21 protein-coding genes are annotated in these 26,126 nt (G+C 44.5%); 13 read left to right on the top strand and 8 right to left on the bottom strand.

The window, feature by feature from the left end; genetic code table 11:
* Window positions 1-73 precede the first annotated feature (73 nt).
* The 6 genes from JW881_01720 to JW881_01695 all read left to right on the top strand — a co-directional run bounded on the left by JW881_01720 (window position 74) and on the right by JW881_01695 (window position 4,336).
* Window positions 74-271 (top strand): class IIb bacteriocin, lactobin A/cerein 7B family, encoded by a 198-nt coding sequence (locus JW881_01720; protein ID MBN1696206.1) that lies wholly within the window; start codon window positions 74-76, stop codon window positions 269-271.
* A 25-nt stretch (window positions 272-296) separates the two neighbouring features.
* The gene (locus JW881_01715; protein ID MBN1696205.1) at window positions 297-494 is read left to right on the top strand and encodes a class IIb bacteriocin, lactobin A/cerein 7B family; all 198 of its coding nucleotides are present in this window, start codon (window positions 297-299) and stop codon (window positions 492-494) included.
* Window positions 495-552: 58 nt separating this feature from the next.
* Window positions 553-732 carry a hypothetical protein gene (locus tag JW881_01710; protein MBN1696204.1) on the top strand — a complete coding sequence of 60 codons (180 nt, stop codon included), beginning with the start codon at window positions 553-555 and terminating at the stop codon, window positions 730-732.
* 114 nt (window positions 733-846) lie between these two features.
* Window positions 847-987 carry a hypothetical protein gene (locus tag JW881_01705; GenBank protein ID MBN1696203.1) on the top strand — a complete coding sequence of 47 codons (141 nt, stop codon included), beginning with the start codon at window positions 847-849 and terminating at the stop codon, window positions 985-987.
* A gap of 17 nt (window positions 988-1,004) precedes the next feature.
* Window positions 1,005-3,194, top strand: coding sequence for a peptidase domain-containing ABC transporter (locus JW881_01700; protein MBN1696202.1), 2,190 nt, complete (start codon window positions 1,005-1,007; stop codon window positions 3,192-3,194).
* Between the two features lie 365 nt (window positions 3,195-3,559).
* On the top strand, window positions 3,560-4,336 hold the full coding sequence (locus JW881_01695; protein MBN1696201.1) for an HlyD family efflux transporter periplasmic adaptor subunit: 777 nt from the start codon (window positions 3,560-3,562) through the stop codon (window positions 4,334-4,336).
* A gap of 304 nt (window positions 4,337-4,640) precedes the next feature.
* Here JW881_01695 and JW881_01690 read toward each other — a convergent pair whose 3' ends face one another.
* Complete coding sequence (locus JW881_01690) at window positions 4,641-6,155, bottom strand: hypothetical protein (GenBank protein ID MBN1696200.1); 1,515 nt, start codon at window positions 6,153-6,155, stop codon at window positions 4,641-4,643.
* A 317-nt stretch (window positions 6,156-6,472) separates the two neighbouring features.
* Here JW881_01690 and JW881_01685 point away from each other — a divergent pair, with 317 nt between their 5' ends.
* The gene (locus tag JW881_01685; protein MBN1696199.1) at window positions 6,473-6,964 is read left to right on the top strand and encodes a protein kinase; all 492 of its coding nucleotides are present in this window, start codon (window positions 6,473-6,475) and stop codon (window positions 6,962-6,964) included.
* 45 nt (window positions 6,965-7,009) lie between these two features.
* Window positions 7,010-11,740 carry an AAA family ATPase gene (locus tag JW881_01680; protein MBN1696198.1) on the top strand — a complete coding sequence of 1,577 codons (4,731 nt, stop codon included), beginning with the start codon at window positions 7,010-7,012 and terminating at the stop codon, window positions 11,738-11,740.
* 161 nt (window positions 11,741-11,901) lie between these two features.
* On the opposite strand, the gene JW881_01675 is transcribed toward JW881_01680, so the two are convergent.
* Window positions 11,902-12,492 (bottom strand): DUF1905 domain-containing protein, encoded by a 591-nt coding sequence (locus JW881_01675; protein ID MBN1696197.1) that lies wholly within the window; start codon window positions 12,490-12,492, stop codon window positions 11,902-11,904.
* A 115-nt stretch (window positions 12,493-12,607) separates the two neighbouring features.
* Window positions 12,608-13,273 (bottom strand): FecR domain-containing protein, encoded by a 666-nt coding sequence (locus tag JW881_01670; protein MBN1696196.1) that lies wholly within the window; start codon window positions 13,271-13,273, stop codon window positions 12,608-12,610.
* 529 nt (window positions 13,274-13,802) lie between these two features.
* On the opposite strand from JW881_01670, the gene JW881_01665 reads away from it, so the two are divergent.
* Window positions 13,803-14,201: a hypothetical protein gene (locus JW881_01665; protein ID MBN1696195.1), complete on the top strand. Its 399-nt coding sequence runs from the start codon at window positions 13,803-13,805 to the stop codon at window positions 14,199-14,201.
* A gap of 673 nt (window positions 14,202-14,874) precedes the next feature.
* Here JW881_01665 and JW881_01660 read toward each other — a convergent pair.
* Window positions 14,875-16,830, bottom strand: coding sequence for a FecR domain-containing protein (locus JW881_01660; protein MBN1696194.1), 1,956 nt, complete (start codon window positions 16,828-16,830; stop codon window positions 14,875-14,877).
* A complete protein-coding gene (locus tag JW881_01655) occupies window positions 16,827-17,414 on the bottom strand; it encodes an RNA polymerase sigma factor (protein ID MBN1696193.1) in 588 nt (195 codons plus the stop codon). The genes JW881_01660 and JW881_01655 overlap by 4 nt, the downstream gene beginning before the upstream one ends.
* A 256-nt stretch (window positions 17,415-17,670) precedes the next feature.
* On the opposite strand from JW881_01655, the gene JW881_01650 reads away from it, so the two are divergent.
* Window positions 17,671-19,296 (top strand): thiol-activated cytolysin family protein, encoded by a 1,626-nt coding sequence (locus JW881_01650; protein MBN1696192.1) that lies wholly within the window; start codon window positions 17,671-17,673, stop codon window positions 19,294-19,296.
* A 163-nt stretch (window positions 19,297-19,459) separates the two neighbouring features.
* The gene (locus JW881_01645) at window positions 19,460-20,638 is read left to right on the top strand and encodes an endo-1,4-beta-xylanase (protein ID MBN1696191.1); all 1,179 of its coding nucleotides are present in this window, start codon (window positions 19,460-19,462) and stop codon (window positions 20,636-20,638) included.
* A gap of 40 nt (window positions 20,639-20,678) precedes the next feature.
* Here JW881_01645 and JW881_01640 read toward each other — a convergent pair whose 3' ends face one another.
* Together JW881_01640 and JW881_01635 are read right to left on the bottom strand one after the other, a co-directional pair.
* A complete protein-coding gene (locus JW881_01640; GenBank protein ID MBN1696190.1) occupies window positions 20,679-21,239 on the bottom strand; it encodes a hypothetical protein in 561 nt (186 codons plus the stop codon).
* Window positions 21,240-21,486: 247 nt separating this feature from the next.
* A complete protein-coding gene (locus JW881_01635; GenBank protein ID MBN1696189.1) occupies window positions 21,487-23,058 on the bottom strand; it encodes a cellulase family glycosylhydrolase in 1,572 nt (523 codons plus the stop codon).
* Between the two features lie 217 nt (window positions 23,059-23,275).
* Between JW881_01635 and ispG the strand changes: the two genes are divergently transcribed.
* On the top strand, window positions 23,276-24,337 hold the full coding sequence (gene ispG / locus JW881_01630; GenBank protein ID MBN1696188.1) for a flavodoxin-dependent (E)-4-hydroxy-3-methylbut-2-enyl-diphosphate synthase: 1,062 nt from the start codon (window positions 23,276-23,278) through the stop codon (window positions 24,335-24,337).
* A 36-nt stretch (window positions 24,338-24,373) separates the two neighbouring features.
* Complete coding sequence (locus JW881_01625; GenBank protein MBN1696187.1) at window positions 24,374-25,303, top strand: hypothetical protein; 930 nt, start codon at window positions 24,374-24,376, stop codon at window positions 25,301-25,303.
* A 348-nt stretch (window positions 25,304-25,651) separates the two neighbouring features.
* Here JW881_01625 and JW881_01620 read toward each other — a convergent pair.
* A partial coding sequence (locus JW881_01620; protein MBN1696186.1) for a hypothetical protein occupies window positions 25,652-26,126 on the bottom strand: 475 nt, incomplete at its 5' end.

The following is a 26,126-nucleotide window of genomic DNA, read 5'->3' as shown; positions in this document are numbered from 1 at the left end:
ATAACAAGATGCCGGCACTATTGTTTTACCGCGGGAGGCATGTGTGGCGGCCACAATGTAAAAGGAGAAAAAAATGAGAGAGATGACACAATCGAATGAACTACAGGAGCTTGGTGCAGCCGAACTGGAGGAAATTAACGGAGGAGCCGATCCAATTACGATAACAGTCGCCTATATAGTTGCATTGGCGGGAGTTGCAACCATTTCTTATACGATCGGCAAAGATTTTGGGAAGAATGTTTTAGGTCCTATTATCTGGGGAACAAAATAATATTTATCAGCGAAAGGAGAATTATATGGAAAATAATTTTAAAACATTGGATGAGAACGAATTGATGGAAATTAACGGCGGCGTCGGTCCTATTGTTTGGATAATCGTGGCCCTGGTTCTTGGCGCTTGTTGTTGCGCAGGCGCAGCCGGTGCTGCCGGTGTTGTTAACGGAGTCGGTGAAGCAAAACCCACACCTACTCCTGCACCGACACCTACTCCATAAAACCTGTTGATAGTGAGATCATTAGTAAATAATGCAGTAATAGGAAAAAGGAGTCACTATGAAAGATTTTGTCAAAATTTCTTTAGTCAAATTACAGAACGATGCATTGCAAAATATAAACGGCGGCAGCCCAACGATTCCCCTGTACGGTGTCGTACCGTATTTACGTCTTGTTGCGGCGGCCGTGACCGGTGCGGCTGTCGGATTACTTGGACAAACACTTGTTAGAAATGGCTGAAGGAATTGCATTACTTCTATAAATCGAAAAAAGCCGGGATCTGCATTGTTATGCAGGTCCCGGCTGTTAAAAATGTATTACCGATATTGAGAAGTTTTATAGAAAGATATATGTATGAAATGCACAGGATTGTATTCAGGTTCACAAGAAACCAAAAAGCTTTCAGGGACAGACACTGCATTACTTGAAAAAGGCAACATGACTCCGGAAATGGAAAAACATGCTTCAACGAAATACAACAACAATTTATTTTAAGGGAAAGGATAAAAAAGATGGTTATTTTACCCCGGCGTTATTATTGTATCAAACAACATGATATAACAGACTGTGGTGCCGCATGTCTTGCAACCGTTGCAAGACAATACGGTTTAAAGAAACCTATATCCCGGATACGGGAAGTAGCGGGGACGGACAGGATGGGAACAAATGCATTGGGGCTTGTAAAAGCGGCAAAAACCCTTGGTTTTATCGCCAAGGGAGTGAAGGGAAGCCTTGACCAAATCGACGGGAACATCCCCCTTCCTGCAATCGCTCATGTGGTTCAGGAGAACTTGTTTCATTATGTGGTGATACATCGAATTACAAAAAAAAATATTTTAGTTGCCGATCCGGGAAAAGGTCTTGTCAGGTATACCCCGGAAGATTTCGGGAAAGTATGGTCCGGTGTTCTTATTCTCCTTCTTCCGGAAGAGTCATTTGAAAAAAAAGATGAAACCACTGGAATGCTTTCAAGATTTTTTTCATTAATGATACCGCATAAAAGCCTCATTGGAGAGATATTTCTTTCGTCTGTTCTTTTCACACTGCTTGGGATACTCGGAGCCTTCTATTTTAAATTCCTAATCGACGAGGTGTTTGAGGGCGGTCTTGTTAAGTCCCTTAATATAATATCCGTCGGCATGGTGATACTTACACTTTTTAAAGTGTTGATGGATGCATTCAGGAAACATTTACTTCTTCACTTAAGCCAGAAGATCGATGTATCACTCATATTCTCATACTATCAGCATGTATTGAAACTCCCAATGAGTTTTTTTGATAGACGAAAAGTCGGTGAAATTCTTTCGAGACTTAATGATGCATCAAAAATACGGGCGGCAATATCCGGTGCAACCCTCTCGATTCTTATTGATACACTTATGGTGATTGGGGGGGGGATCATCCTATTCATTCAGAATCGGCAGTTGTTTCTTATAGCCCTGCTTTTTATTCCTTTTTCTGTTGCAGTGGTGTGGTCATTTACACGCCCTTTTCAGAGGATTCAAAGAAAGCTGATGTCGGAAGCCGCGATAACTGAAAGCTATCTGGTTGAAACCCTCAATGGTGTTTCAACAGTCAAAGCAATGAATGCAGAAAGCGAGGTTGTCCGTGAAACAGAAAGAAAATTCATTCGTACACTCAAATCAGGATTTACAATCGGCTGGATGACCAATCTTCAATTCTCACTCCAGGATTTTTTAACGCTTCTTGGGGGTATTGTCATATTATGGACAGGGGCTCACATGGTTTTAGGAGGAAGTATGAGTCTGGGACAGCTTATTACGTTTAATGCACTTCTTGCCTATTTTCATCAGCCTATAAGAAGCCTTATTAATCTTCAGCCGGTCCTCCAGGAGGCCTTTATCGCTGCCGACAGGTTAGGCGAAATACTCGACCTGCAGGACGAGTCGAAAAACGAGAAAACAATGCTGCAGCCAAAGAGTGTATGCGGGCATATTTGTTTTAAAAACATCAATTTTCGGTACGGGACAAGACAGCGGGTGCTTAACAACATCAACCTTACTATTAATCCCGGGAAACGGTACGCGATTGTAGGCGAAAGCGGTTCCGGCAAGACAACACTTATAAAGCTTTTATTAAAGTATTATATTCAGGAAGAAGGGGAAATACTGATTGATTGGAATAATCATAAAGACATCGCAACCGATTACCTAAGGGGCAGAATAGGGTACGTGCCGCAGGATGTTTTTATTTTTTCCGGTACCATTATGGAAAACATTGCTTTGGGAGAAGGAAGTGTTGATTTCGAGAGAATAGTAAAAGCGGCAAAAGCTTCAAAGGCACATGATTTTATCAATGAACTGCCATTGCGGTATAATACGATGGTCGGCGAAAGGGGGGTGACGCTTTCGGGCGGACAAAAACAAAGAATTGCAATTGCCAGGGCACTTCTTAAGGAACCGGATATTTTGATCTTTGACGAGGCAACAAGTAATTGTGACAGCATTACCGAAAAATCCATTCATGCAACCATCGACGAGATGACCCGCGATAAAACGACAATAATTATCGCCCATCGATTTTCAACCATCATGCAATGTGACAGAATTATCTGTATGGCGAATGGTATGGTTGCCGAAACAGGAACACATAGGGAACTCCTTCAAAAAAAAGGCATTTATTTTAAACTCTGGGAGGAACAATTTTCTTATACATCTGCGATTGAGGAGGGTGTGGCATGAAGGAATATTATACCGATATAAAAAATGTAGAAGACAGCCGTGAAATCATGTTTGCGAAACCTCCCAGAATAATGAGGATATTTATTTTTTCCATTCTTTTTATGCTTATTATCGGATTCTTATGGATGTGGTTCGGACGCATAGACATCGTTGTAAAGGCAAGCGGCATTGTAAGACCGGCAGAAACAATCAGTATTATCACAAATCTGGTGGATGGTGAGTTAAAAGAAAAATATTACAAGAATGGAGATATTGTCAAGAAAGGAGTGATGCTTTATTCTATTGACGATCGGAAATTTTGCAGGGAAAAGGAAAGCATTGAATCCCGGAAAGCAACATGTATCCGAAAACAAAAACAGCTTCGGATGCTTTATAAAAGTATTGCGGATGATTTACAATGGTTTCCGGAGGATGATCATGAGTTCTATGACAGATTTGTCCTCTATCAGCTTCAAACGAAACAACTGACACTCGATTATAATAAGGCAAAAAGTATATTCGAAAGAGAGAGTATCCTCCCCAAAGGGATGGTTGCGGATATTCAGATAGAGACACTTTTATCGAATTATGATTATGCAAAACTAGCTTTAAGCAAATTCAAGCGCGAAACCCTTGTTCAGCTGCAAAATGAAATTAATGCGATAGAAGAAAAATTACTGAGTATCGATAATTCAATGAACATTGTCGAGGAAAATTTAAGGAGATGTAATATTTATGCGTCAATGAGCGGCATATTACAGGAATCAAATACATATCACATCAATGATTATTTGCCTTCCGGAATTGAGTTATCCCGCATTATCCCGAATGAAGATGCAAAACTCATGACCGAGCTTTTTATTTCGAATAAGGATATTGCTTTGATAATGAAAGGGACAACGGTAAATTACAGATTCGCAGCTCTTCCATATGATGAATACGGCAGTATTTCCGGAAATATAGTTGAAATCCCGGCAGATATTTCAATAAGGAATACAGTCAATGATTTTGCCTATATCGTTAAAGCCTCAATAGATGAAAATGCAGAAAGGAATGTGAAAAAATCCAAGGATTTCAGGATAGGAATGTTATGCGAAGCAAGGATTATCGTGTCCGAAAAGAGAATATTGACCTTCGTTCTTGAGAAACTCAATTTTTTATAGGTACGAACAAACGGGTCTATATTTTTTTTCAACTTTCATAAAATCGGTTTCGATGTACTCACATCGATTTTTTCAAAATATTCAAAGGCTTCGATGATATCAGGATAAACACCGTCGAATCCCGCATCGATGATTCGTTGTCAATATGATGTTTCATTATTGCCGTCATAACGGCCTTTCGCCCACGCACTGATATCCTGTACAAATGAACGCAAATATTGTTTATATATCGTATTTGTCGTTCCATCGTCTTTTCGAGTCGCTTAAAGAGGAATGGATACCGGTTTCACCCGACAGGCGGCTTTTACCCTGAGGTAATTTCGAGTAACGTCACCCCGAAGGGCTGAACCGTGACGGTCCATTCGAGTGTGTTTGCGGGCGCGGTGAGGCGATGCACAGAAACATCCAATTCCATGCGGCGGCGCAAAACATCCAGGTCAGCGGGAAGGATGTGCTGAGGCGCCCCCATGGCGACCCACTCGTCATACACGCTGCCGTGCTCCCGATCAAAGCGCGTCATCTGTAAACGGACAGATGTGCCGACGCCATCGAGATTCAGTATAAACTCACGGGGGGCCTGCACATCAAACAGGTCGTAGATTTCGCATGGTTTTGCGGTGGCCAGCAGGCGGCTGTCGTTGGCGTCATCGCGATAGTGACAATAGTTCCACATCAGGACAACCAACGTGCCATCGAGGCGTCGGGTGATTGCATACGAATCGCCTTCGGCCATTAATTCGTCGCCCAGGCGCGCCATGAACCAGTACCCATGATACGATGGTTTTTTCAATCCCTGGATATTGACAAGCCCGAAACCGCCGTGGAAGGGGGTGTCTCCCTGACGGCATTCTTCAAATATATCGCTGACGACCCAAAATGACAGTGAATCCATCAGACCGCGCACCCGCCAGTTGTTGTCCACAATGAAAGCGGCCTCGAAAGCGGTGTCATGCACAGGATCACGCGGGCTGGGGCTTGAATTCCATTCGGTATAGTGGCGCTCAACATCGGGATAGGCTGAAGACTGCAAGAGTTTCTCACAGCCACGCGCATCCGCAAGAAGGCGGTCGGGACCGTCCCAGGTCATGTAACCCTTACCTTCCAGGTCAACCGGGTAGAATGTGGGGTACGGATGAGTAGAGAAGAAATCAAGCGGCAGTTGACGTTCAGCGCACGCCTCAAGAAAGATCTCACCCCATGGCGGTTCGCCTGCATGGTCGCCAAAGCCGTGGCTGGACGGCCCTCCGACACGGAGTCGGGGGTCAACGAGTTTGATAGTGCGAACAGTGCGTGCATAGAGTTCCATATAGGCATCGAAATCGGCGTCTTTCCAGAAAATGTCCAGACTCGGTTCGTTCCACACTTCAAAGTACCAGCGACGCACTTCCGTCAACCCGTATCGTTCAATGACGTGGCGGATGTACTGTTCAATGAACCATTCCCAACGCGCCCAGTCTTTCGGCGGGGTGATGTTACCCTTCCACCAGAAGACGGTTTGATTTCCACTGGCGAGATCGTAAGGCATGAAGCCCAATTCCACAAACGGCCGGATGCCGATGGAAAGCCAGTGATCGTACACCAGATCGACATATTGCCAGTTAACAATCGGTTGGCCGTTTTCTTCACGGTAGACCATCATGTCTTCATGGAACAGCCCGTGCATGCGGATGTATTGAAAGGGCATCTCGAGCTGTACCATTTCCAGGTGCTTTTGGAAGTCGGCGCGAAGGGCTTCACATACCCGTCCACCACCGATGCACACCCGCCAATGCGGGGTGATGGATTGGCAGGTTTGTTTAAGGTCAATATGGATTTTCATAGCAGATGTCTCCTGTTACAACGAATTCCTGAAAAAACGAAAATGACATACTATCAATTTATTCACATTATTTAAAGGCTTTTATTATATATATCAAGATAGACACCGTCGAATCCCGTATCGGCTTTATTTTTAACTATGAGGTTTCATTATTGAACATTATTTCCTGCCGGTAATAGCGGCAATCCGGAATCACGAAACGCACCGGGAATGTGATTTCATGGTACATGAACAGGAGATGACGGATGTGCCGTAAAATCGTTAAAAATGGTATATCCCGATCCTTTTCCGGTTTTTCTTGGATTAGGATTTTAAGAGTGGAAAAAGGCATAATAATATATATAATTTTTAATATGGAAAGAATTGGAAATTATACTGTTATCGATAAACTTGAACAAACAAGGTTTTCCGCTACATACAGGGCTCGCAAGGACGGTACACCGGATAGTGTTATTCTTAAGGAATATAAAATACGATTATCCTCTGCCTCTCATATTGCCAGGTTCAAACGGGAATACGAGACTATCAGAAATATTTATATGGATGGTGTTGTCAAAATTCTGGATATAATAGAAAGGAAAGACATGTTTGTCCTCGTACTTGAGGATTTTGACGGTGTATCCATTAAAAGTATTCTGGAGGAGAAAAAGAATTTTGATATAAAAACATTTCTGAATTATGCTGTTGCATCAGCAAGAATATTGGGAGATTTACATCAAAATAAAATAATTCATCTGGCTATCACACCGTATAATATTTTAGTAAAAGAAAAAATCGGAACGATAAAAATAACAAACTTCGGTGTTTAGGCGCTAATAACACATGAGAATGACGAGCTATATGACCCGGAAGTAATGCGTTCGACTCTTTTCTATATATCTCCTGAACAGACAGGTCGTATGAACCGAATTATCGACTACCGAACAGATCTGTATTCCCTTGGCGTCACATTCTATGAAATGATTACAGGTATTGCGCCATTTAAATCAGAACATCCGCTTGAAATCATCCATTCCCACATTGCAAGAAAACCGGTATCTCCCGCCTCACACAATCCGGAAATTCCATCTATGATTTCTCATATTGTCATGAAGCTGCTGTCCAAGAATGTCGAAGACCGATATCAGAATTCCTTTGGGCTTATGGCAGACTTGAATGAATGCTTGAAACAACTATATTCGGAAGGAAGCATCACACCATTCGCCTTGGCACAAATGGATATATCAGACAAGTTTATTATACCCCGAAAACTATACGGGCGGGAGGATGAATTTAACACGCTGATGTCTGCGTTCAATCGCGTAAACGGAGTAACGGAAATGGGGAATCTGGACGAAGGCTGTGTGGAAGTCATGCTTGTGTTCGGAACACCGGGGATCGGAAAATCCGCTCTTATTAATGAAATAAATAAGCCGGTTACCGAAAAACACGGATATTTCATCTCCGGGAAATATGAACAGTTCAGAAAAGATAAACCATATAGCGCAATCATCCAGGCATATCAAAAATTAATTAGACAGCTGCTTATGGAAAGCAATGAAATGATACTCAGGAGAAAAAAGGAAATCCTGGAAGCCCTGGGACCTAATGGCCGGATAATAACAGATATTATACCGGAACTCGAGATGATCATTGGAAAACAACAAAAAGTACCTGAGCTTTCGGCAAAGGAAGAGGAAAACAGATTTAATCTGGTATTCGAAGCATTCGCCGCAGTATTTGCAAAAAAAGAGCATCCAATTGTTCTGTTTCTGGATGATCTGCAATGGATTGATCATTCGAGTCTTGAACTTATCAAGTATCTGCTTTCAGGACAAAAAATCAATTATCTATTTTTTATAGGATCCTCACGAGATAATATCGATATGGAGATTCGTCCGATACTCGAAATTTTCAGTGAAATCGAAAAAAAAGGAATATCGATAAACCGACTCACCATAAAAGAATTACATCAACGCCATATAAAAAAATTCATTATCGACTTTCTTAATTGTCCGGAAGAAAAAGTCACTCCTTTAGTCGAATTGATATACAGGAAAACCGCGGGCAATCCGTTTTTTGTCAATGAATTTCTACACACATTATATAATGAACACCTTATCAAATTTGATGCCCGATCGGGATGGAAGTGGGACATAGGTGAAATAAAAAAGATGCAGATAACCGATAATGTTGTTGAGCTTCTGGCATTAAAGATCAATAAACTTCCTGAAGATGTAAAAGATATATTAAAACTGTGCGCCTGTGTGGGTAACCGGTTTAGCCTGGAAAATCTTTCTTATTTGCAGAATAAGAACATCGATGAAGTATTGAAGACACTCACCAAAGCGATCGATGAAGGATATATCGGGTTAGGTGACGATTTATATATATTTCATCATGACAGAATACAGGAAGCGGCTTATTCCTTAATCCCTGATGATGAAAAACCCAAATTCCATTACAGGATCGGTAAATTAATGCTGGAAAGAGAAGGAGAAAAGCAGAATATATTATTCTATATTACAGATCATTTGAATTTGGGAAGATCACTTGTGACAAACTCAAAAGAGCGGAAAAAACTGGCATTACTAAACTGCAAGTGTGGAATAAAGGCCAGAACTTCTGCAGCTTATACTCCCTCGCTGAAATATCTGGAAACCGCTATGAGTTTACTTGCAGAAAATCCCTGGAAAACCCAATATGAACTTTGCCTTAAAATTTATTCGGAAGCAACGATAGTTGCATATCTGATAGGAAATTATGAAAGCATGAACAAATATGCTTTGATGGTAATCAAAAATTCCGGAACGATTTATGATGCCTTATCCGTATATGAAATAAAAATGGATGCTTCAAATTCATCATCAAATTATCAGGAAGCTGTTACGATCGGTCTCGAAGTAATGAAAAAAATTAATTACCCGATACCGGTACAAATCTCGAATCTGCAATTGTTATTGGCTATGATAAAAATAAAGTCCGCTTTTACAATAAAGAAAATCAACGCTTTAAATGATCTCCCTGACATAAACGATCCCAAAATATTAACTGTTTTAAGGATGCTTTCTATATTGGGAAGAAGTGTTTATTTTATTTCTCAAAAGCTATTTGCTTATATCGTAATAAAGGAAGTCGAGCTTTCTCTCAAATTTGGGCATTGCCCGGTTCAATCGTACAACTATATGGGATTCGCTATAATACTGAGAAACATCCTGGGTGATCTTGAAGCGGGATATCAATTGGGACGTTTTGCTCTTAAACTGGGGGAAAGATATAATGCACGTCGTTATGAATCAGCAAGGCTTTTTGCTTTTTACAGTTTTTTGGCTCATTGGAAAGAACACCTGAAGGTTGTGAGACAGGGATTTAAAAATGCGTATATTACAGGATTGGAAACGGGAAATCTGGAATGGACAAGCTACAGTCTTTGCCTGCATGATTGTATAGGGCTGCTTCTAGGGTATAATTTGAATGAATTGGAACAACAGGTATCTCAAAGCTATACATTGATTAAGCAATTCAATCACATCCCATCTTTGGGGATTCAGATCATTATATGGCAGACAATTCTGAACCTTCTTGGGAAAAGTGAATCTCCTATAAATCTTACGGGTACAGCATTAAATGAAAAGAAAATGATACCTGAATGGGAAGCCGCAGGAGCAGATAATTTTCTGGGAAATTTTTATGTGTACAGAATTATTCTTCGTTATCTATTTGAGGATTACCAGGGTGCATTAGAGGATTGTGAAAAAATGGTGCCGTATCTCCCTTCTGCAGAAGGTATCATAATGGTACGTGATTTTGCCTTCTTTTCCGCCCTGGTAAAAATAAGACTATATCCCATGGCTTTGAAAAAGAGAAAAAAAGAATATAAAAAATATATCGCCCAATCAATAAAGAAATTTAAAACATGGACTCAACAAGCTTCCATGAATAATGAACACCGTCTCTCACTTCTGCTTGCAGAAGAAGCCAGGATTTCTGGCCGCAATAAACAGGCAGAAGTTTTTTATAACACGGCTATTGAATTGAGCAAGAAAAATGAATATGCAATTGAGGAAGCTTTGGCTAATGAACTGGCCGGCAGGCATGCACTGGACCGGGGGAAAGAAAAATTGGGACAAATTTATTTATCAGATGCGTACAATTGTTATACTGCCTGGGGTGCTGCGGCAAAATTGAATCAATTGAAGATGAAATACCCTGAACTGCTGAAAACAATTGATTTTAGTTCACCATTCAAAACTTCTCCCTTATTAAAAAACTCGGGAACACTTCTTGATTTTTCCACAGCCGTCAAAGCGGCCCAAACCATATCCGGAGAGATCGTGCTGGATAAACTATTATCCCGTATGATGAAGATTGTTATGGAAAACGCAGGAGCCCAAAGAGGTTTTTTTATTCTTGAAGATAATGGAAAACTAGTGGTTGAAGCCGAAAGTACAATCACTGACAACGATATCAGGGTACTAAAATCAATCCCTGTAGAAGAGCATCATGGTATATCCGGATCCATTATTAATTATATTGCCAGGACAAAAGGAATGTTAATTTTACATGACGCTTCATTTGAAGGTGAATTTATAAATGATCCTTATATTAAAGAAAACAAACCGAAATCTATACTATGCACGGCATTCCTTAGCCAGGGAAAACTCTCCGGGATTATTTACCTGGAAAATAACCTTTCTACAGGTGCTTTTACTGCAGAACGATTGGAATTATTACAGGTCCTGTTATCACAAATCGCCATTTCCATTGATAATGCACGACTCTATGCAAATCTCGAGGAGAAAGTGAAAGAGAGGACCAGGGAATTAAAAGAGTCCTATACAAAATTGAAATCTGCAAAGGACGCTTTATGGGGGGAAATGGAACTGGCCAAGAAAATACAAACATGTCTGTTGCCGGATATTCCCCATATTGATGGATATGACATTTCCACATTTATTGCACCAGCCAAATCTGTTGGAGGAGATTATTATGATGTCATTAATACAGGCGATCGGAATTGGATTATAATAGGTGATGTGTCGGGACATGGAGTCCCGGCAGGACTTGTTATGATGATGGTACAAACTTCCATACACAATACACTGGAAAATCATCCTGAAATTCTTCCTTCGGAACTTATTATTAGTGTAAATAAAACAATCACTGCAAATATAAAACGACTCGGTGATTTGAAATATGTGACTATATGCGCGTTTTCTGTGAAGCCGGACGGAGAATTCATCTATGCCGGGAAACATCTTGATTTTGCTGTCTACCGTGCCGGTACGGGTAAAATTGAAATGTTTGGTACTTCCGGTATGTGGATAGGATTTCTGGATGATATAAAAGAGTACCTGAAAAATGAAACCTTCCGGTTGGAGAACGGTGATACACTGTTATTATACACTGACGGTATTATCGAAGCTTTTAAAAAAGGTGTAGAGAAGAAAGTTATGTTTTCCAAGGATAATCTTATGAATTTATTCGGCAGTTTGGGAAAGCTTACGACAGAAGACATAATAAATGGTATCATCAGTGAAGTCAATCAGGACTACCGGATAAACGATGATATCACACTTATGGTTATCAAGAAAATTTATAAATAATGATCTCATACCCTCTTTCAAAAATCCAATAATAGTAAATATATTGCTGCAAAAGGCTTCAAATTTTTTTTATATTAAATAATACAGGAATTTAATATGCGTTACATTATTCCGGGTTCGTTTTTACAGTAATTATTTCTTATTTTAGTAAAAATCTTTTGTTACTTCGGCAGCGTACTCCACGTTTCTTCCGGTGTCACATGGTCTTTCGTCATCCAGTTAAGCCCGGGAAAACAGCATACCCGCCGCTTTCCGGATGCGAGCATGTCGCAGGCTTTTTCGATCCGGTTGCTGCGGGTTTCCGATTGCCTGGCCGTGGTTATCCAAAGCACCCAGTCCCTGCGCGCCATCGGTGTGATATCCGACCATGCTTCCCGCGCCGGCGGGGAGGCTTCCAGGGCTTTTTCCAGGTCTTCCGGTACTCTGATCTTGGGCTCGTCTCCGACCCGTGTCATCTCAACAGACGCCGTGTCATGATCGACTAAGTCTGCGGCATCGCATAATGCTTTACTTACTTTGAGCCGGTGGCCGCCTTTGCCGTCAGGTTCCAAAGCGGTCCGAAAGGGGAAGCTGTTGAGAATTCCCTCGACCATTGTCGGGCCTTGTGAGGAGAAATGCTTACTTTCGTTTTTGGGCAGTGATAGAAACGACCACGAACCGTTTTTTCCGGTCGCATCGGGTGTATACAATACCGCTTTGAACCGGATGGTCGGTATATTCCTCCGTTTCCCGGTTGTTTCGTTTTTTATCATAGGTGACCTCCCTACGCTTGTATCAACACATCCAATAAGGATCTTATACGATTACAGTCCGGTGATCGGTACCTGACGGTACAATGCTTTTTGATGGTACGGACACCATTTCCTCCTATTCGATTTCTTCCCAGTTTATTTCATAGCCGATTTTTAAAGCGACATTCTCGATATCGGAATCCGTATGATAAAGCATCGCGGCCGGGGTCACAATCGTCCCATTCTCCGATTTTGTTAACAGCCGTGCGGTATGGTGCTTTGCCCTGATTTCTTCTGTATTGTTTCCTTTCTCATCCCCTACAGTGAGAACGCCGTTACACACACAGACATAGGTGGAGTCTGCATCCGCTTTTACAAAAAACGACGTTCCCCTCACGCCTAAAACTGCGGTGGATGTATTAATGGTAAAAACCTCGGTTTCCGCCAGGGCGGCCAGTTTTTTGAGGACATTGGTAAGTGTGCCCTCTTTAAGGTTGACGGATTTATGCAAACCGGAGAAATCCATTTCAAACAATGTGTTGCTTTCGACCTTGATAATGTTTTTATCGTCGAAAATGATTTCACAGATTCCCTCATCGCCTGTTGCGATAGTGGATTTATCCGGAACATTATCGCCGATTACCGCCTTCCTGCTGTTTAATACAACATCGCCTGAAACATAATCAATCGACGCTTCGGAGACGGAACCGCGGTTATCCGAAATTTTTTTCGCGCATGAAACTACCGGTGAAAATATCAGCACTAAAAAAAAGAGAACAACAATTACTTTATAAATTCCCATTCCTATACCTCCATACTAATAAAAAAATCCGATCTTGCAGGCGAAATTCCTGCGCACGGCTTTATAAAAGCTAAATGTTTAATCTCATTTAACGTAGAGAGGATTTCCCCTTTCTACTGACCGGAATCGTAATTTAAGGCTTCTTTCCGGATGATTTATAAGGCCGGACGCGGTTCGTTCTTGACCGCAGGAGAAAATTGATGTAGGGTAATTTTCATGGGCAGAATTTCACCGTCATTGATCATCAGCGCCGTGATCCTTCTTGCCGGCGGGTTATTTACCGGGCATTTTGTCGTTAAATGGTTCCTTAATCGATCTGAAGGAAGCATGGCATACTCTCAAAGACACCATTATCGATTACTGTCAGACAAAGAAAGCGGGAGACATAGAAGCGATTTATAGTATTTTTTTTTACTTATTTTCAACTATTCAATTTGACAGATAAATATCGAATTAATATAATAAATATATGTGTTCATCAAAACTTTTTTTCATTTATATCATTTTATCTGTGTTTCTGATTTCATGTATGGCGGTAGGTCCTGCCTTTCAAAAAGAACAACGTGTCGATAAATACGGTATTGTCTATATATATCGGCCTGTCAATCTTTTTGGTTCCGCACTTGAGTTTCCTATATATGCAAAAAAAACAAAATTATTGAGCATTAATACGGGGGGGTATACCTCGATTTATGTAACACCTCAGCGATTATTGTTATTTTTTTCTCAAAAATGGGGTGAATTGTCGAGTTCAGAACATGACGCTTTTATTTTGGAGGTACATGAAGGACAGGAATATTATATAAAAGTCGAAGCCAGACTGGCCAATCAACCTCCCGGTATCAAATTAATGGATAAAACAATTGGAGAGAAGGAAATAATCAAAACCAAATACCAGGAACCTGCATTAAAATATATTGAAGGTTGAGAGGTAGATAATGATTGATAGAAATATATCGTTATTTTTTTGTCTGATAATACTGTCGACAATGTGCTGTTCTTCATGTATGACATCTCAGGGTTCCGTGCTTACAGAAAAAAAATCTTTTTTCTTTGGAATATTTTACAGTTCATTCAAGTTACGGTTAAAAAATATCGAAACAAATAAAAAAATAAATTATACTATTTCATCTTCCAATAATATCCAGGTCTTTACGATAGAACCCGGAGAATATATTGTCATAGGAATTTCGGACACTGTTTATACCCTTCATTCGAGCGGCAGAATATCAGCAACCAAAGAATTCGGAGATATTCCCGAAGAACTCATGCAGCTTATACATATTGGTGTCGGCGAAATTGTTTATCTCGGCGTGTTTTCTACGAGAAGTTCAAGCGCTTTTACAATAAAGCAGGATATCTTTTACGCTCACGACTTCGAAAAGGCAAAAAACATGCTTTTACAATCATATACAATACCGGAAGGAATGATAATAAAGGATTTTATAGAATAATAATTGAGAAACGCTCATCAAGTATCAAGAAAATAACGAAAAATATTACCAAATTACTTTGATTCCGGATTATGTTACGATAGAATGGTAAATCAAGAATTAGAAAATAAATTTAAAAACCTGTCAATTCAGTGGTAATAGCCTGTATCATTCATTATTTTTTTCGATACGAAACACGCGTCCCGTATTGGATACAACGTGGATGAAGTTTCCGGTCACGATCGGGGCTGTATACAACCGTTCCCCCGTGTCGACCGTGATCCGGCCGCTTACCTTTCTGCTCTCCGAATTGACCAGGACAATTGTCCCGTTTTCACAGGCGGCCATGATCGAGTCATCCGAACGATATAATTCGAGGAAGCGCATGTGACGGGAAGAGAGTGCGCCTCCGTGAATCCGTGTGACGGAAGCCTTTTGTCCAGATACGGTGTCGGCATAAAAAAGGGTTCCGTTCGTGTCGATACCCCAGATGGTTGTTCCCGTCACGATAAAATCGGTAGCAATCTTCTGCGGAAGATCGATTCCGCCTGCCGGTTTGAGTGCCGTATCGTATATGGCGATCGAGTACCTGTCCGCCTTTTCCGAATAGAGGTAGAGTTTATTGTTTTGATGCACGATATTCACGTAGGTATTGCCTTGAAGCGGCGTTTTTGCGAGTATGGCGCCCCCGAAATCGATTATCCCCAGATAACTCGCATAGTATGCCCCGATGACGATACGGCCGTCTGCGGGAACAGGGGAGAGGGGAAAGGCTTCCTTATGGAGAAGCAGGAGGCGGGGATCGTCCGAAACCGGATCGATCGTATAATACCCGTGGTTCTGGACCGGTATGATAATCAGATTGCCGGCCGTATGGGGTATATAATGGAGATCGATGCTGCCGTCCCGGGGGAAAGGGATCTCGCGATCGGCTTTCATGGTGTGCGTATCCAGGAGGAGGAGTGTGTTTGCCGTAAAAAGGCAGAGTGTGCTCCCCATGATAAGCGGTTTGGAACGGAACGAACTGGATGGATCGATACCGGGTACTTTCAGGATCGTGCCGTTCTCAATAATAAAAAGTTCATGCTGATTGACGAAATACAGCCTGCCTTCGTCTGATGTTGAGGCGAAATAGTTTACCGTATCATCCCTCATGCCGTTAAAACCGATCTCACCAAGCGCGGTAACGATATAGGGAGGCTTCTCCAGTTCCCGGACGGGTGTCGCTTCCGGCTGTCGCCGTACCGACGGTTCAAGGGCCGCGTTTTCAAACTGCTGCCGCCTGTGATAGGCGATTTCCGCGATGAGTCCGGTATACGGAGACGGCATCCTTAAAAGTTCATCGAGGGCCTTTTCATCATCCGCCCAGGCCTCGATCCCCGATGTCTTCCACTTCCCGTCTGTAAAGATCTGTAATTTTACCGGGGCCTGAAGAGAGGAGGGGATACCGCGTACGGTTTCCGGAAGCCTTTCGATAGAGAGGAGGCCGTCGTACAGGATCACGGTGACCGTCGCGTCGAGCCCGATCGAAAAATAGACCCTCGTCCCTTTCAGGACAAAAATATATTCATTCCGTATAGTGACGGCATAATAGGTATTCGGATCGTTTGGGGAATATTTGTTAATATAGAGGGAACCCTTATCGAGAGAAAACCCGGTCTGCCTTTTTCTTTCCGCACCAGACGATATCGTGAGGAGTGACTCCGAAAAGAGGTAGACGACCGCCTCGTCCTTTCTTTCGATAATGACCTGTTCCCCTCTCCCGGTCCTGATCATTTCACGATGACCGAGTTCGTATCCTTTTGTCAGCGGGTTGTCCGTGTCCCCGAGAAAACCGCCCCTGTGGGAATAGACAATAAAGGGAATGGCGTCCCGGTACGAGGGCTGCAGTAAAACGGAAATGACAACAATAAGCGGGATGACGATAAGGACGGCGGCGGCCGCAACGGCGACCCCAGGCCGTGTAAGACGAAAGGGAGAAACGGGCCGTTTTAAGGGTTTGATGTTCGTTTTTTCCTGGATCACTGCCAGAATACGGTGTCTGGCTTCTTTGGACGGCCTTTCCGGGGAAGCGGCTTTCGTTATGAGGTTTTTTAATGTGTTATCGTCAAACAGATCTCTCATGTTACTCCTCGTGGTCTATACGGCCGGTCGCGTTCGAGTCGTTCGAGGAGTTTTTTCAATTCGTTCCTCGTCCGGTAGAGCATCGACTCGATCGACCGTTCTGTTTTACCGTAAAAAGCGCTTAATTCCTTCATACTCATCCCGTCCACATATTTTTTCTGTAATAGTTCGCGCTGAAGGTCGGACAACCCGGCAAATGCCGTTCTGACTTTTGCCGCGTCTTCCCGTTCAAGGAGGAGGATTTCAGGATCCTTACCGTGTCCCTTGCCGTTGGCAATGACCTCCACCGGTTGCCCGCTTTTTCTTTTTCCTTCCCTCGCGAGGCGCCTGAAAAAATCCGCGATCTTCGACCGTGCGATCCTGAGCAGCCACGCCTTGAGGTTGTGGCCGCGGGTGAGTGAACCGGCATGATCGATCGCGTCGCAGAAAATATCTGAAAGGATTTCTTCCGCCCATGTTCTGTTGTTGCCGGTCCGGTAAAGCAGATAGTTGTACAGCATCGCTTCCGTCTCCCCGTAGAGTATGGTAAATGCCTCTGTTTCGCGGTTTCGCAACCGGTCGATAAATGCGCCGTCAAACTCCATTCCTCGTATAATAAACCGAATTGCCGTACAAAATCACGCACATTTTTTGAAAAAAAAGTGAGGGATTTCGCCTCTTTATGCGGTATTGAGGGCAGAAGCAAAAAAGAAACGAGGGGGCGGAAGAAAAGTGTTACTTTTTTTCCGTTTTCGTGGTATAATGAAAAAGCACGATACGGCAGGATGCCGGGGAAAGTGCGCGCGAATCCATCAGGGATCCTGCATAAAACGATACCAGGATTTTAAAAAAGGATATAGTATGAAAGGTTTCAAGACAAACATTATATTTTTATGTATCGCCGCGGGAATATTTTTATTGACGGGATGCGACGCGATCATCGAACCGGCGGATCTCCAGAATGTCAATGACACGATCAGGTCGATGGAATATCTCGACCAGGAACCGGAACTCGCTTCCCCCCTCGTCCTCGAGGACAATATCTCAGCCGATGATCCTGATCATCCGGACAGGCCGGATGACCTTCCGGGATTCTACAATTCGGTCAGAAAGGAAAAAGCGGCAACGGGATTCGACGAAAACCTCCTCCTGAATCCGACGAACGATATCATATGGATCGGTTCGGTTTTCGACGGCAACAGCATCACGAGCGGTGAGTACAGGCCGGTTTCCGCGAAACGGGGGCCCATGACCTTCTCCATTTCGATTCCCATGGCACAGCAATGGGTGACCGTTCCCGAAGCGACACTCAATTATGTACGGCAGGGTATCACCGATATCGTCACCTCCGAAGTCCTTGCCGGGAATCCTGCGGACACGCAGCTGACACAGGAAAACGTCTATTCTTCGGATCAGGTGAAGATCGCGGCGGGCGTTCACTTCCGCGGGTGGGGGGCGTCACTCAAATCGTCGTTTTCATTCGGCACCAAGAATGTCAGGTCGCGGGTGCTGGTCAAGTTTCTCCAGATTTACTACACACTCGACATGAACCTGCCGGACGAACCGGACGATCTCTTCGCGTCCGGCGTGACATGGCGGGACATCCAGTCACAGATCAGGGGAAACGTCTCGCCCGTGTACGTCTCCTCGGTTAAATACGGCCGCATGGGCCTTCTTGCCGTGGAATCGGATTACAGCGAGGAAGAAGTCAAGGTCGCTTTTAAGATGGCCTACGATGCCATCGTCGCGGGCGGGGGTGCAAGCCTCGATATCGAATACAAAAACATCATCTCGGAAAGCACGATCAATGTGCGGATTTACGGCGGCAGCGGTGAAAGCGCGTGCCAGATTTTCGGCTACGAATCATTTGTCGACTGGATCAAAAAAGGCGGCGAGTTCTCGAAGGCTTCGCCCGGCGCCCCCCTTTCCTACACCCTCCGTTACGTCAGGGACAATTCGGTCGCGCGGGTCATCCTCGCTTCCGAATACTATGTGAGGAACGCCGTCCAGATCCAGAACAAATTCAGGATCAAGGTGACGGGTATCGAGAATATGTCTGACGGCTCCGGGGCGGGACAAACGGATGCGAATCTATTTCATTTGAACTCCTATGCGGGCTACGGCGAGGAGGATGTGACGGACAACAGAATCTGGAATAACCCGAAGATGGCGCTTCCGCCGAGAAAACCCGTTCCGATCAATGCTTCTCATGAGTACGAATTCGACAGGGAACGCCTGGAAGATGCCTATATAAAACTTGAATTTTTACTAACGCTTTTGAATTACAGTGCCGTATGGGGATCCCGTACATTGTCCATCGGACAGGTAATCGATGATATAGCGAAAAACGGCTTTTCGGGCGATAATCCCGATAAATGTTATTATCTCTACATGGATGCAGACTTGGACGGTATGCCGGGTTTTATTCTGTCAATATTTGCAAACTTTAATTTGCGTATCAGTTATCTTATTGAACCTATCGAATAAATATAATATATGGAAAATGTTTATTCGGGGTATTGTCCGGGATCACTCCCGGACAATACCCTTTTTTACTTTAAAGCGATTATAATCTGCCATATTTCCCTTTTCTTTATAAATACCCATAACGTTCCTTGACATCTTCCCTTATATGGCGTTATGTATCAGTATGAACACCAAAACTTTATTAAAGAAAAACACAATACACACCGTCGCTGTTTTACTGGCGGTACTCCTGTCTCTTCTCCCGGCCTGTGTCACGAGAAGCGGGGAAAAGCCGGTTGCTTCGAAGCAACCGGTCGAGGAGACCACGAAGGCGGTCGATATCGGCGATGTGCCGCTTCATGAAAAGTACGCCCCGTATTTCGCCATAGGGACGGCGATAAGTCCCTATCAGCTTGAAACCCATGAAAAAATCCTCGCGTTTCATTTCAGCCACCTCACCCCGGAAAACAACATGAAGTTCGCGAATATCCACCGCCGCGAAGATATCTACGGTTTTTCCGGTATGGACATGGTGACGGATTTCGCTCGTGAACACGGCATGAGGATGACGGGACACGCCCTGGTCTGGCATTCGCAAAACCCGAAATGGCTTTTCGAAGGACTCGTTCCGGGAAATCCGGATGATATCGAACGCCTGAGCCGGCGGCTCGAAAGCCATATCGGGACACTGGCCGCACGGTACGGCGATGTGATCGACAACTGGGACGTGGTAAACGAAGCGGTTTCCGAGACGGAAGGCCTCATGTACCGGACCGGAGAAGAATCGGGGTGGTACAATATATTCGGGAGCGAGGAGTTCATTTATCTGGCGTTCATATACACGGAAGCGGCCCTCGATGCGAACGATTCGGAAGCGCTGCTTTTTTATAACGATTATAACGTTGCCAGACCGGAGAAACTCGAAAAAATCATGAAGATGGCGGCGTGGCTTCATGAAAAAGGCGCGAGGATCGACGGGATCGGCTTTCAGGGACACTGGAACATGACCGAACCCTCTATCGATGAACTAAAGGCGGCCTTCGATACCATTATCGAGGGCGGCCTCAAAATTAAAATCAGCGAACTCGATATATCGGTCTACAAAGACGACTGGACGACAAGTACATGGGAAGACGAGAAACCCTTTACCGCTGAGCTCGAACGGGAACAGGCCGGCCGCTACGGGGAACTGTTTACCCTGTTCAGGGAATACTCGGATCACATCACGGAAGTCACCTTTTGGGGAATGTCCGACGACAGGACATGGCTCGACCGCTTTCCGGTCGTACGGAACAATTATCCGTTATTGTTCGACGACGACCTCAACGCGAAGCAGGCCTATCACGCGATTATCGATTTTTAATGTGCCATGTGTCTTTGAAAGGATTGCTGAGAACCCCGCGTTATTTGAGGCTGACCGAGAAACTCCTTCGAAAGCTGTGACGTGCGGTGAAGCCGTCCGAATCCGCGCACGCGATGATGAAGTCGAGGTATTCATCCCCCTCCTCGATAAAACCGGCAAGGGGAAGCGACCCTTCGCAGCGCGTGATCCCGTCCGATTCCGCAAGGACCGGGGAAACGAGCAAGCCGGCATCGGCTGCTTTATGGCTGTGTCCGATCCCGCTTTGCTCGCTGACATGCGGGGTTCCGTCTTCGACATATCCGATCAGTATATGTGAATCGTGCATGCCCTTCGATCCGAATCCGATCGCGATCCAGCCGGCTGTAAAGCCTTCGAGCCCAAAATAGATCGTTCCGTCGTTGATGGAAAGGGCGACCTTCATTTTCGAGGCATCGAAATCTATCGCGTATTCGTTTTCTCCGATAACCCCGTCGGCCGTCGGGATGGAACCGGTCCGGGCTGTTTCTCCTTTTCCGATCACCTCGCCGCCTCCCATGGCGAAAATATGTGCGGCAATAAGGATAAAGAGTATCGTCATAAAGGTCGATGTTTTTTTGATCATCGTTTTCCTCCTTTGATAGCGTTTCGTAAATGCGGTTTTTCCCTCTTGTTCCTGTCGGTAAAAGGTACAATGATTCCGTGCGTTTGATCAAGCTCTTCCCACACGCTTTTCCGTGAAGCCAGCGAACGGCATCCCACTGGTGACGGCAATCCCCTCGAGGAGTTCAGGGATTATGTCTTTTTTTCTCTCTATGAAAGACTGACGGTGCTTCCCCCCGTATGAGAATAAGATCGAAGAAACATTTCCGTTAACAGAAACGTTCGATCAGCCCCACGTAATATTGCGCGATAACGAGCGCGTCGACGATATCGATCGACCCGTTACAGTTGGCGTCAGCGCGGCTTTGATCGAAATTCGAGGGCGAAAGTCCCACGTAATACTGGGCGACGAGCAGCGCGTCCACGATATCGATCGACCCGCTCGAGTTCACGTCCCCGATCGACGCAGTCGGGGGCGATGTCACGGTGGGCGGGGTTGTCTGCTGTGTGCCCCCGTAATAGGCGGTCACATTCGTTCCGCTTGAGCCGAGGACGACTTCATGGTCGAGTCCGATTGCACGGCCGCTCGAATCCTTCCAGAGGGCGGGCTGTATGAGTTCGATCCTTCCGTCGTTGTTGTAATTCTCCCATGAGGAATCGAAAATACCGCCGGTATCGCCCGAGTTGGGGTTAAGGCACCAGTAGGTATGGTGTATCTTGTTGTCGCGTATGAAGTCTCGCAGGAGTGTTTTCCATACGAGATTGTCGCCGCTCATGAACCCGCCCCATTCACCGATAAAGAGGGGGGCGGTGTTCTGTTTATAAATAAAATTCCACCAATGGTCCCATACGATTTCCATCTGGTTTCTGGTAATCCCTTCACCCTCGATAAACCACGGCTGCTGCGAATAGACACTCGGTCCGTATTCATGGGGCGAATAGACCAGCTGGTCCTGATTGGACCCGAGATTGATCGGGTAATCCTTCACGCCGATAAGGACGCCCCCCCACCAGCCCCAATGCAGGGCCTGGTCGGTATTCGGATCGTCTGCGGGATTATAATTGGGGATGATTTTTGTCTTGATATGCGGATACGTGGCATCCCGGTATGCCTCGACCCCCTCGACAAAGATAAGAATGTTGGGGTTGATGGCAAGGATCTTTTTGGCGGTATCTTCGGCCGCCTTTTTCCAGTTGTTCGCATCGGAAGAGCCGTCCCATTTGGCAAAGCCGTCGGCCGCATCGAGTGCGCCGTGCGGTTCGTTTTCGAGATCGAACCCGAGTATCGTGTCGTCGTTTTTATACCGTTCAGTGAACCATTCCCATGTCGACTGGAAGACGGCATACGTGAAATTGTCCTTATACCAGAGGGGATATACATGGCCGGAATTGTCCGCGTGCGGGCTGTGTATATCGATAATGACCTTGATTCCCGCTTCCCTGAAACGGGCAAGAAGGTAATCGAAGAGTTCGAGGGTATTGAGATCGAGGATATGGTCGTTTACCCCCGGCGCCCCGTTGATGGAAGAGGGCATACCGATGTTGCCTGTCCGCCATTCGTTCAGCAGTTCGGTCGAAAAGGGAAGCCGGACAATATTGAAGTTGAGTTCCGCAATCTCATCGACGAGTTCTTCGAGACGTCTGGCATAGAGGCCGTGGACGACCCGTTCACTACAGTTGAAACCGAACCAGTTGACGCCGGTCAGCCAGACCATATTGTTGTTTTTATCGTAAATTTTGTTTCCCGACGTGTGCAGCCAGTCGTCGTCTGCGGATTGAGCGGTGACTGAAACGAACGGCACGACTGCCAGTAATAGGATACCGATTATGTTTTTCGACATTGTGTTACCTCTTTGTATTAACAAAAATGTTTAAATGATGAAAAAATTCCGATAGTACGACTATAATATATCAGCAATAGAACCCGAATAAAATAGGGAAAAATACCTCAAACAATATAAGACATATGTATTATGCAAGATCGTCCTTGAACATTCGGGGAATGTAAAAAAAGGGGTTATCGGGTGAAATAATCGGGGGAATGTGATATTGTCGAGTATGAGAAAAAAAACCTTTCCGGTCACAGTCGGTAAAAAAATTATCGGCGGTGTGGCTCCAATATCGGTCCAGACAATGTGGAAATCTCCGCTCGATAAAAATCCGGAGGATGTGATCAAGGAAGTCAAGATACTCGAAGAGGCGGGGTGTGATTTTATACGCTTTGCCGTCCCGGGGATCGAAGACGCGAAATATATCGGATTTCTTGCAGCATCGCTTTCAATCCCGGTTATCGCTGATATTCATTTCGATTACAGAATCGCACTGGAATGCATGAAATACAGGATCGCCAAAATACGGATCAATCCGGGTAATATCGGGAGTGCGTGGAAGGCGGAGGAAGTCGTTAAAAGGGCGAAAGGGGCGGATATCCCTATTCGTGTGGGAATCAACGGCGGTTCACTGCCTAAGGAATTACGGAATGAAAAAAATACCGCCGGGGCAATGATCAAGGCGGCGGAGCGGGAACTCGATATCCTCGAAAAATACGATTTCCGGAATGTTGTTTTTTCCCTGAAATCGCATATTGTCGAAGATACGGTTTCAGCCAATGAGGAGTTCGCTGAAAGATACCGGTATCCCCTTCACCTCGGGGTTACCGAAGCGGGACCCCTCATCGAGGGTGTGGTAAAAAACGCCATTGCCCTTGCCGCCCTCATTCAAAAGGGAATCGGCGATACGATTCGTGTCTCCCTCTCCGACTCCCCGCTCTCCGAAATTATCGCGGGAAAGGAAATACTCAGGACATGTGGCTGCGGCAATTCCGGGATATCTCTTGTTTCATGCCCCACATGTTCGAGAACCGTCTTTGACGTGAGGGGATTTATAGCCGAAATGCATCCGAGGCTTATTTCAATACGGAAACCGCTCGAGATTGCGGTCATGGGCTGTCCGGTGAACGGTCCCGGAGAAGCAAAAAATGCCGATCTGGGTATTACGGGAACGGGCAAATATGCCGTTATTTTTAAAGGGGGGAAGATCATCAGGAAGGTTTCCCTCGAAGAAGCCTGTGACGCCTTTATCGAGGAGATAGAAAAATGTGAAGGGCCGAAGGGAATATGAAAGGTCCCGGTACGGCGTCAATGAAAGGTATAACGTATGAAACCGATTATTTATGCTGTCATTGTTCTTTTTTTCGTATCCTCCAGATACGGGCAGGCACAGACGGATAACGAGCCCGCCTGGGTAATTTTCGAGAAAGCAAAAGCCGAGTATACGAAGAAAGAATACGGAAATGCACTCAGTTTCTGTAAAGCGGCAATTCAGAAAAAGGGGATATTTCCCGAAGCGGAACTTCTGCTCGGGGATATTTACAGAATCAGCGATAATCCGATCGCGATCGATTATTACAAACAGGCGTATGAATTAAAGAATTTTTTTGAAATACCGGAAGATAAATACACGGTACTTTACAGAATGACGGACCTCTACAGGGAGGAAAAGAATTACAGGGAGTACAGCGAAACACTGCGCACTATAATCGAAGAGGATGCGGATTATTATGAAGAGCAGTTCAAGCGGTACCGAAAAGAGTTTTATAAAATATTTTTTACCGACGGACTCGACAGGGTGTTGATTCTCCATAGAATCGAGGACAGCCAATTTGTCGTAAAAGCCCATGCGGAATACGGATGGTATTATTATAAAACGGGGATGTATGAGGATTCGATCGTTCATTCATTGTTTGCGGTCGTCGGTGCAGTGACCGAAGCGTTTGGGGAAATAAGACGATATCAACCGCTTTATTTCTATACGACCATGCCGGCTTTTATCGGGGACGCGTTCTCCTACGAACATATTCGCTCGTATCTGGAAGAGGATGTGAGGATTTTTGAGTTGCTTTATTATCTCGGGTGTGCCGTGTATGTGGAAATAGGGTATGCACGGGCAAAACAGATATGGAGTATCGTTGCAGAGAGTCCGTATCAGAACAATTTCAAGCGGCGCTCTCAAATACAGATTCAAAACCCACGGGTCGAGGAACTCCTTGTTGTTCCTAAAAAATCAGGGTATGAATGGGAGTTCTAGCCGGGATACCCTCGTTTTCTTTATTTAATAAAATTTTTCCGGCAAATAACGATTCTATATAATCGATAGTTAAAAAACAGGGTAACCCCTTAAGATCAGTCACCTATATCACAGTGGGATTAAAACACTATTTTTTTTTTTGCATACCGAATGTATAGTGGGGTATATAGGTAATTTGAAAAGCGACATCGTTGAAGTCTTCACAGTGGCTTCACGTAGTGTAAAACTTCCTCAAAAACTGCCCGGCCAAAAACCGGGCAGTTTTTATATATATTGCGACAGGGTGCATATATAAAAAAAGGGGCTATCCGGCCATGCGGATAGCCCCGCGTCGTCATAGAAAAATGATTACATGACAGTGACCTTTCCGGGAATACCTTGCAATTCTCCGATGGTATATGTATTTTCATTCACCAGATTTCTGATATTTATTTCAATATATGTCGTTCCCATGGCGATGGCCGTCCAGTTGACCGTCAGGATATGTAGATTTTCACCGGGCCCTGATCCGTCAGTATCAAAACCGCTTGTCACCAGTTTCCCGGATTCATTAGCGTTAATGGCGGATAAAAAACCATCACTTCCAGGCTGTACGCCGTTATTACCGATATCCCTGTAAATAGCGACGATTTGGGGATTATAGTATATATCAATACCGTATGCCGCGATACGTGTCGTCCCGGTATGACAACGCACTTCCGTGATAAATTGAGTATCAATTGCCACGGTCTGGCTTTCAGGAAAAATCCACACGCTTCCCATGCTTTTAACAGGAGGAGTTGTCGGTACTGCGGTCGGAAGCGGTGTCGGCAGATCGGTCGGT

The sequence above is a fragment of the Spirochaetales bacterium genome, from assembly GCA_016930085.1.
Taxonomy (GTDB): domain Bacteria; phylum Spirochaetota; class Spirochaetia; order SZUA-6; family JAFGRV01; genus JAFGHO01.
The sequence above is the reverse complement of the archived record's forward strand: the minus strand, read 5'-3'. Positions and strand labels throughout refer to the sequence as shown.

What these genes read in the sequence shown, in the direction of transcription:
- JW881_01720 (MBN1696206.1), top strand. Translation starts at nt 74, where the DNA reads ATGAGAGAGATGACACAATCGAATGAACTACAGGAGCTTGGTGCAGCC.
- JW881_01715 (MBN1696205.1), top strand. Translation starts at nt 297, where the DNA reads ATGGAAAATAATTTTAAAACATTGGATGAGAACGAATTGATGGAAATT.
- JW881_01710 (MBN1696204.1), top strand. Translation starts at nt 553, where the DNA reads ATGAAAGATTTTGTCAAAATTTCTTTAGTCAAATTACAGAACGATGCA.
- JW881_01705 (MBN1696203.1), top strand. Translation starts at nt 847, where the DNA reads ATGAAATGCACAGGATTGTATTCAGGTTCACAAGAAACCAAAAAGCTT.
- JW881_01700 (MBN1696202.1), top strand. Translation starts at nt 1,005, where the DNA reads ATGGTTATTTTACCCCGGCGTTATTATTGTATCAAACAACATGATATA.
- JW881_01695 (MBN1696201.1), top strand. Translation starts at nt 3,560, where the DNA reads ATGCTTTATAAAAGTATTGCGGATGATTTACAATGGTTTCCGGAGGAT.
- JW881_01690 (MBN1696200.1), bottom strand. Translation starts at nt 6,155, where the DNA reads ATGAAAATCCATATTGACCTTAAACAAACCTGCCAATCCATCACCCCG.
- JW881_01680 (MBN1696198.1), top strand. Translation starts at nt 7,010, where the DNA reads ATGCGTTCGACTCTTTTCTATATATCTCCTGAACAGACAGGTCGTATG.
- JW881_01675 (MBN1696197.1), bottom strand. Translation starts at nt 12,492, where the DNA reads ATGATAAAAAACGAAACAACCGGGAAACGGAGGAATATACCGACCATC.
- JW881_01670 (MBN1696196.1), bottom strand. Translation starts at nt 13,273, where the DNA reads ATGGGAATTTATAAAGTAATTGTTGTTCTCTTTTTTTTAGTGCTGATA.
- JW881_01665 (MBN1696195.1), top strand. Translation starts at nt 13,803, where the DNA reads ATGGCGGTAGGTCCTGCCTTTCAAAAAGAACAACGTGTCGATAAATAC.
- JW881_01660 (MBN1696194.1), bottom strand. Translation starts at nt 16,830, where the DNA reads ATGAGAGATCTGTTTGACGATAACACATTAAAAAACCTCATAACGAAA.
- JW881_01655 (MBN1696193.1), bottom strand. Translation starts at nt 17,414, where the DNA reads ATGGAGTTTGACGGCGCATTTATCGACCGGTTGCGAAACCGCGAAACA.
- JW881_01650 (MBN1696192.1), top strand. Translation starts at nt 17,671, where the DNA reads ATGAAAGGTTTCAAGACAAACATTATATTTTTATGTATCGCCGCGGGA.
- JW881_01645 (MBN1696191.1), top strand. Translation starts at nt 19,460, where the DNA reads ATGAACACCAAAACTTTATTAAAGAAAAACACAATACACACCGTCGCT.
- JW881_01640 (MBN1696190.1), bottom strand. Translation starts at nt 21,239, where the DNA reads ATGATCAAAAAAACATCGACCTTTATGACGATACTCTTTATCCTTATT.
- JW881_01635 (MBN1696189.1), bottom strand. Translation starts at nt 23,058, where the DNA reads ATGTCGAAAAACATAATCGGTATCCTATTACTGGCAGTCGTGCCGTTC.
- ispG (MBN1696188.1), top strand. Translation starts at nt 23,276, where the DNA reads ATGAGAAAAAAAACCTTTCCGGTCACAGTCGGTAAAAAAATTATCGGC.
- JW881_01625 (MBN1696187.1), top strand. Translation starts at nt 24,374, where the DNA reads ATGAAACCGATTATTTATGCTGTCATTGTTCTTTTTTTCGTATCCTCC.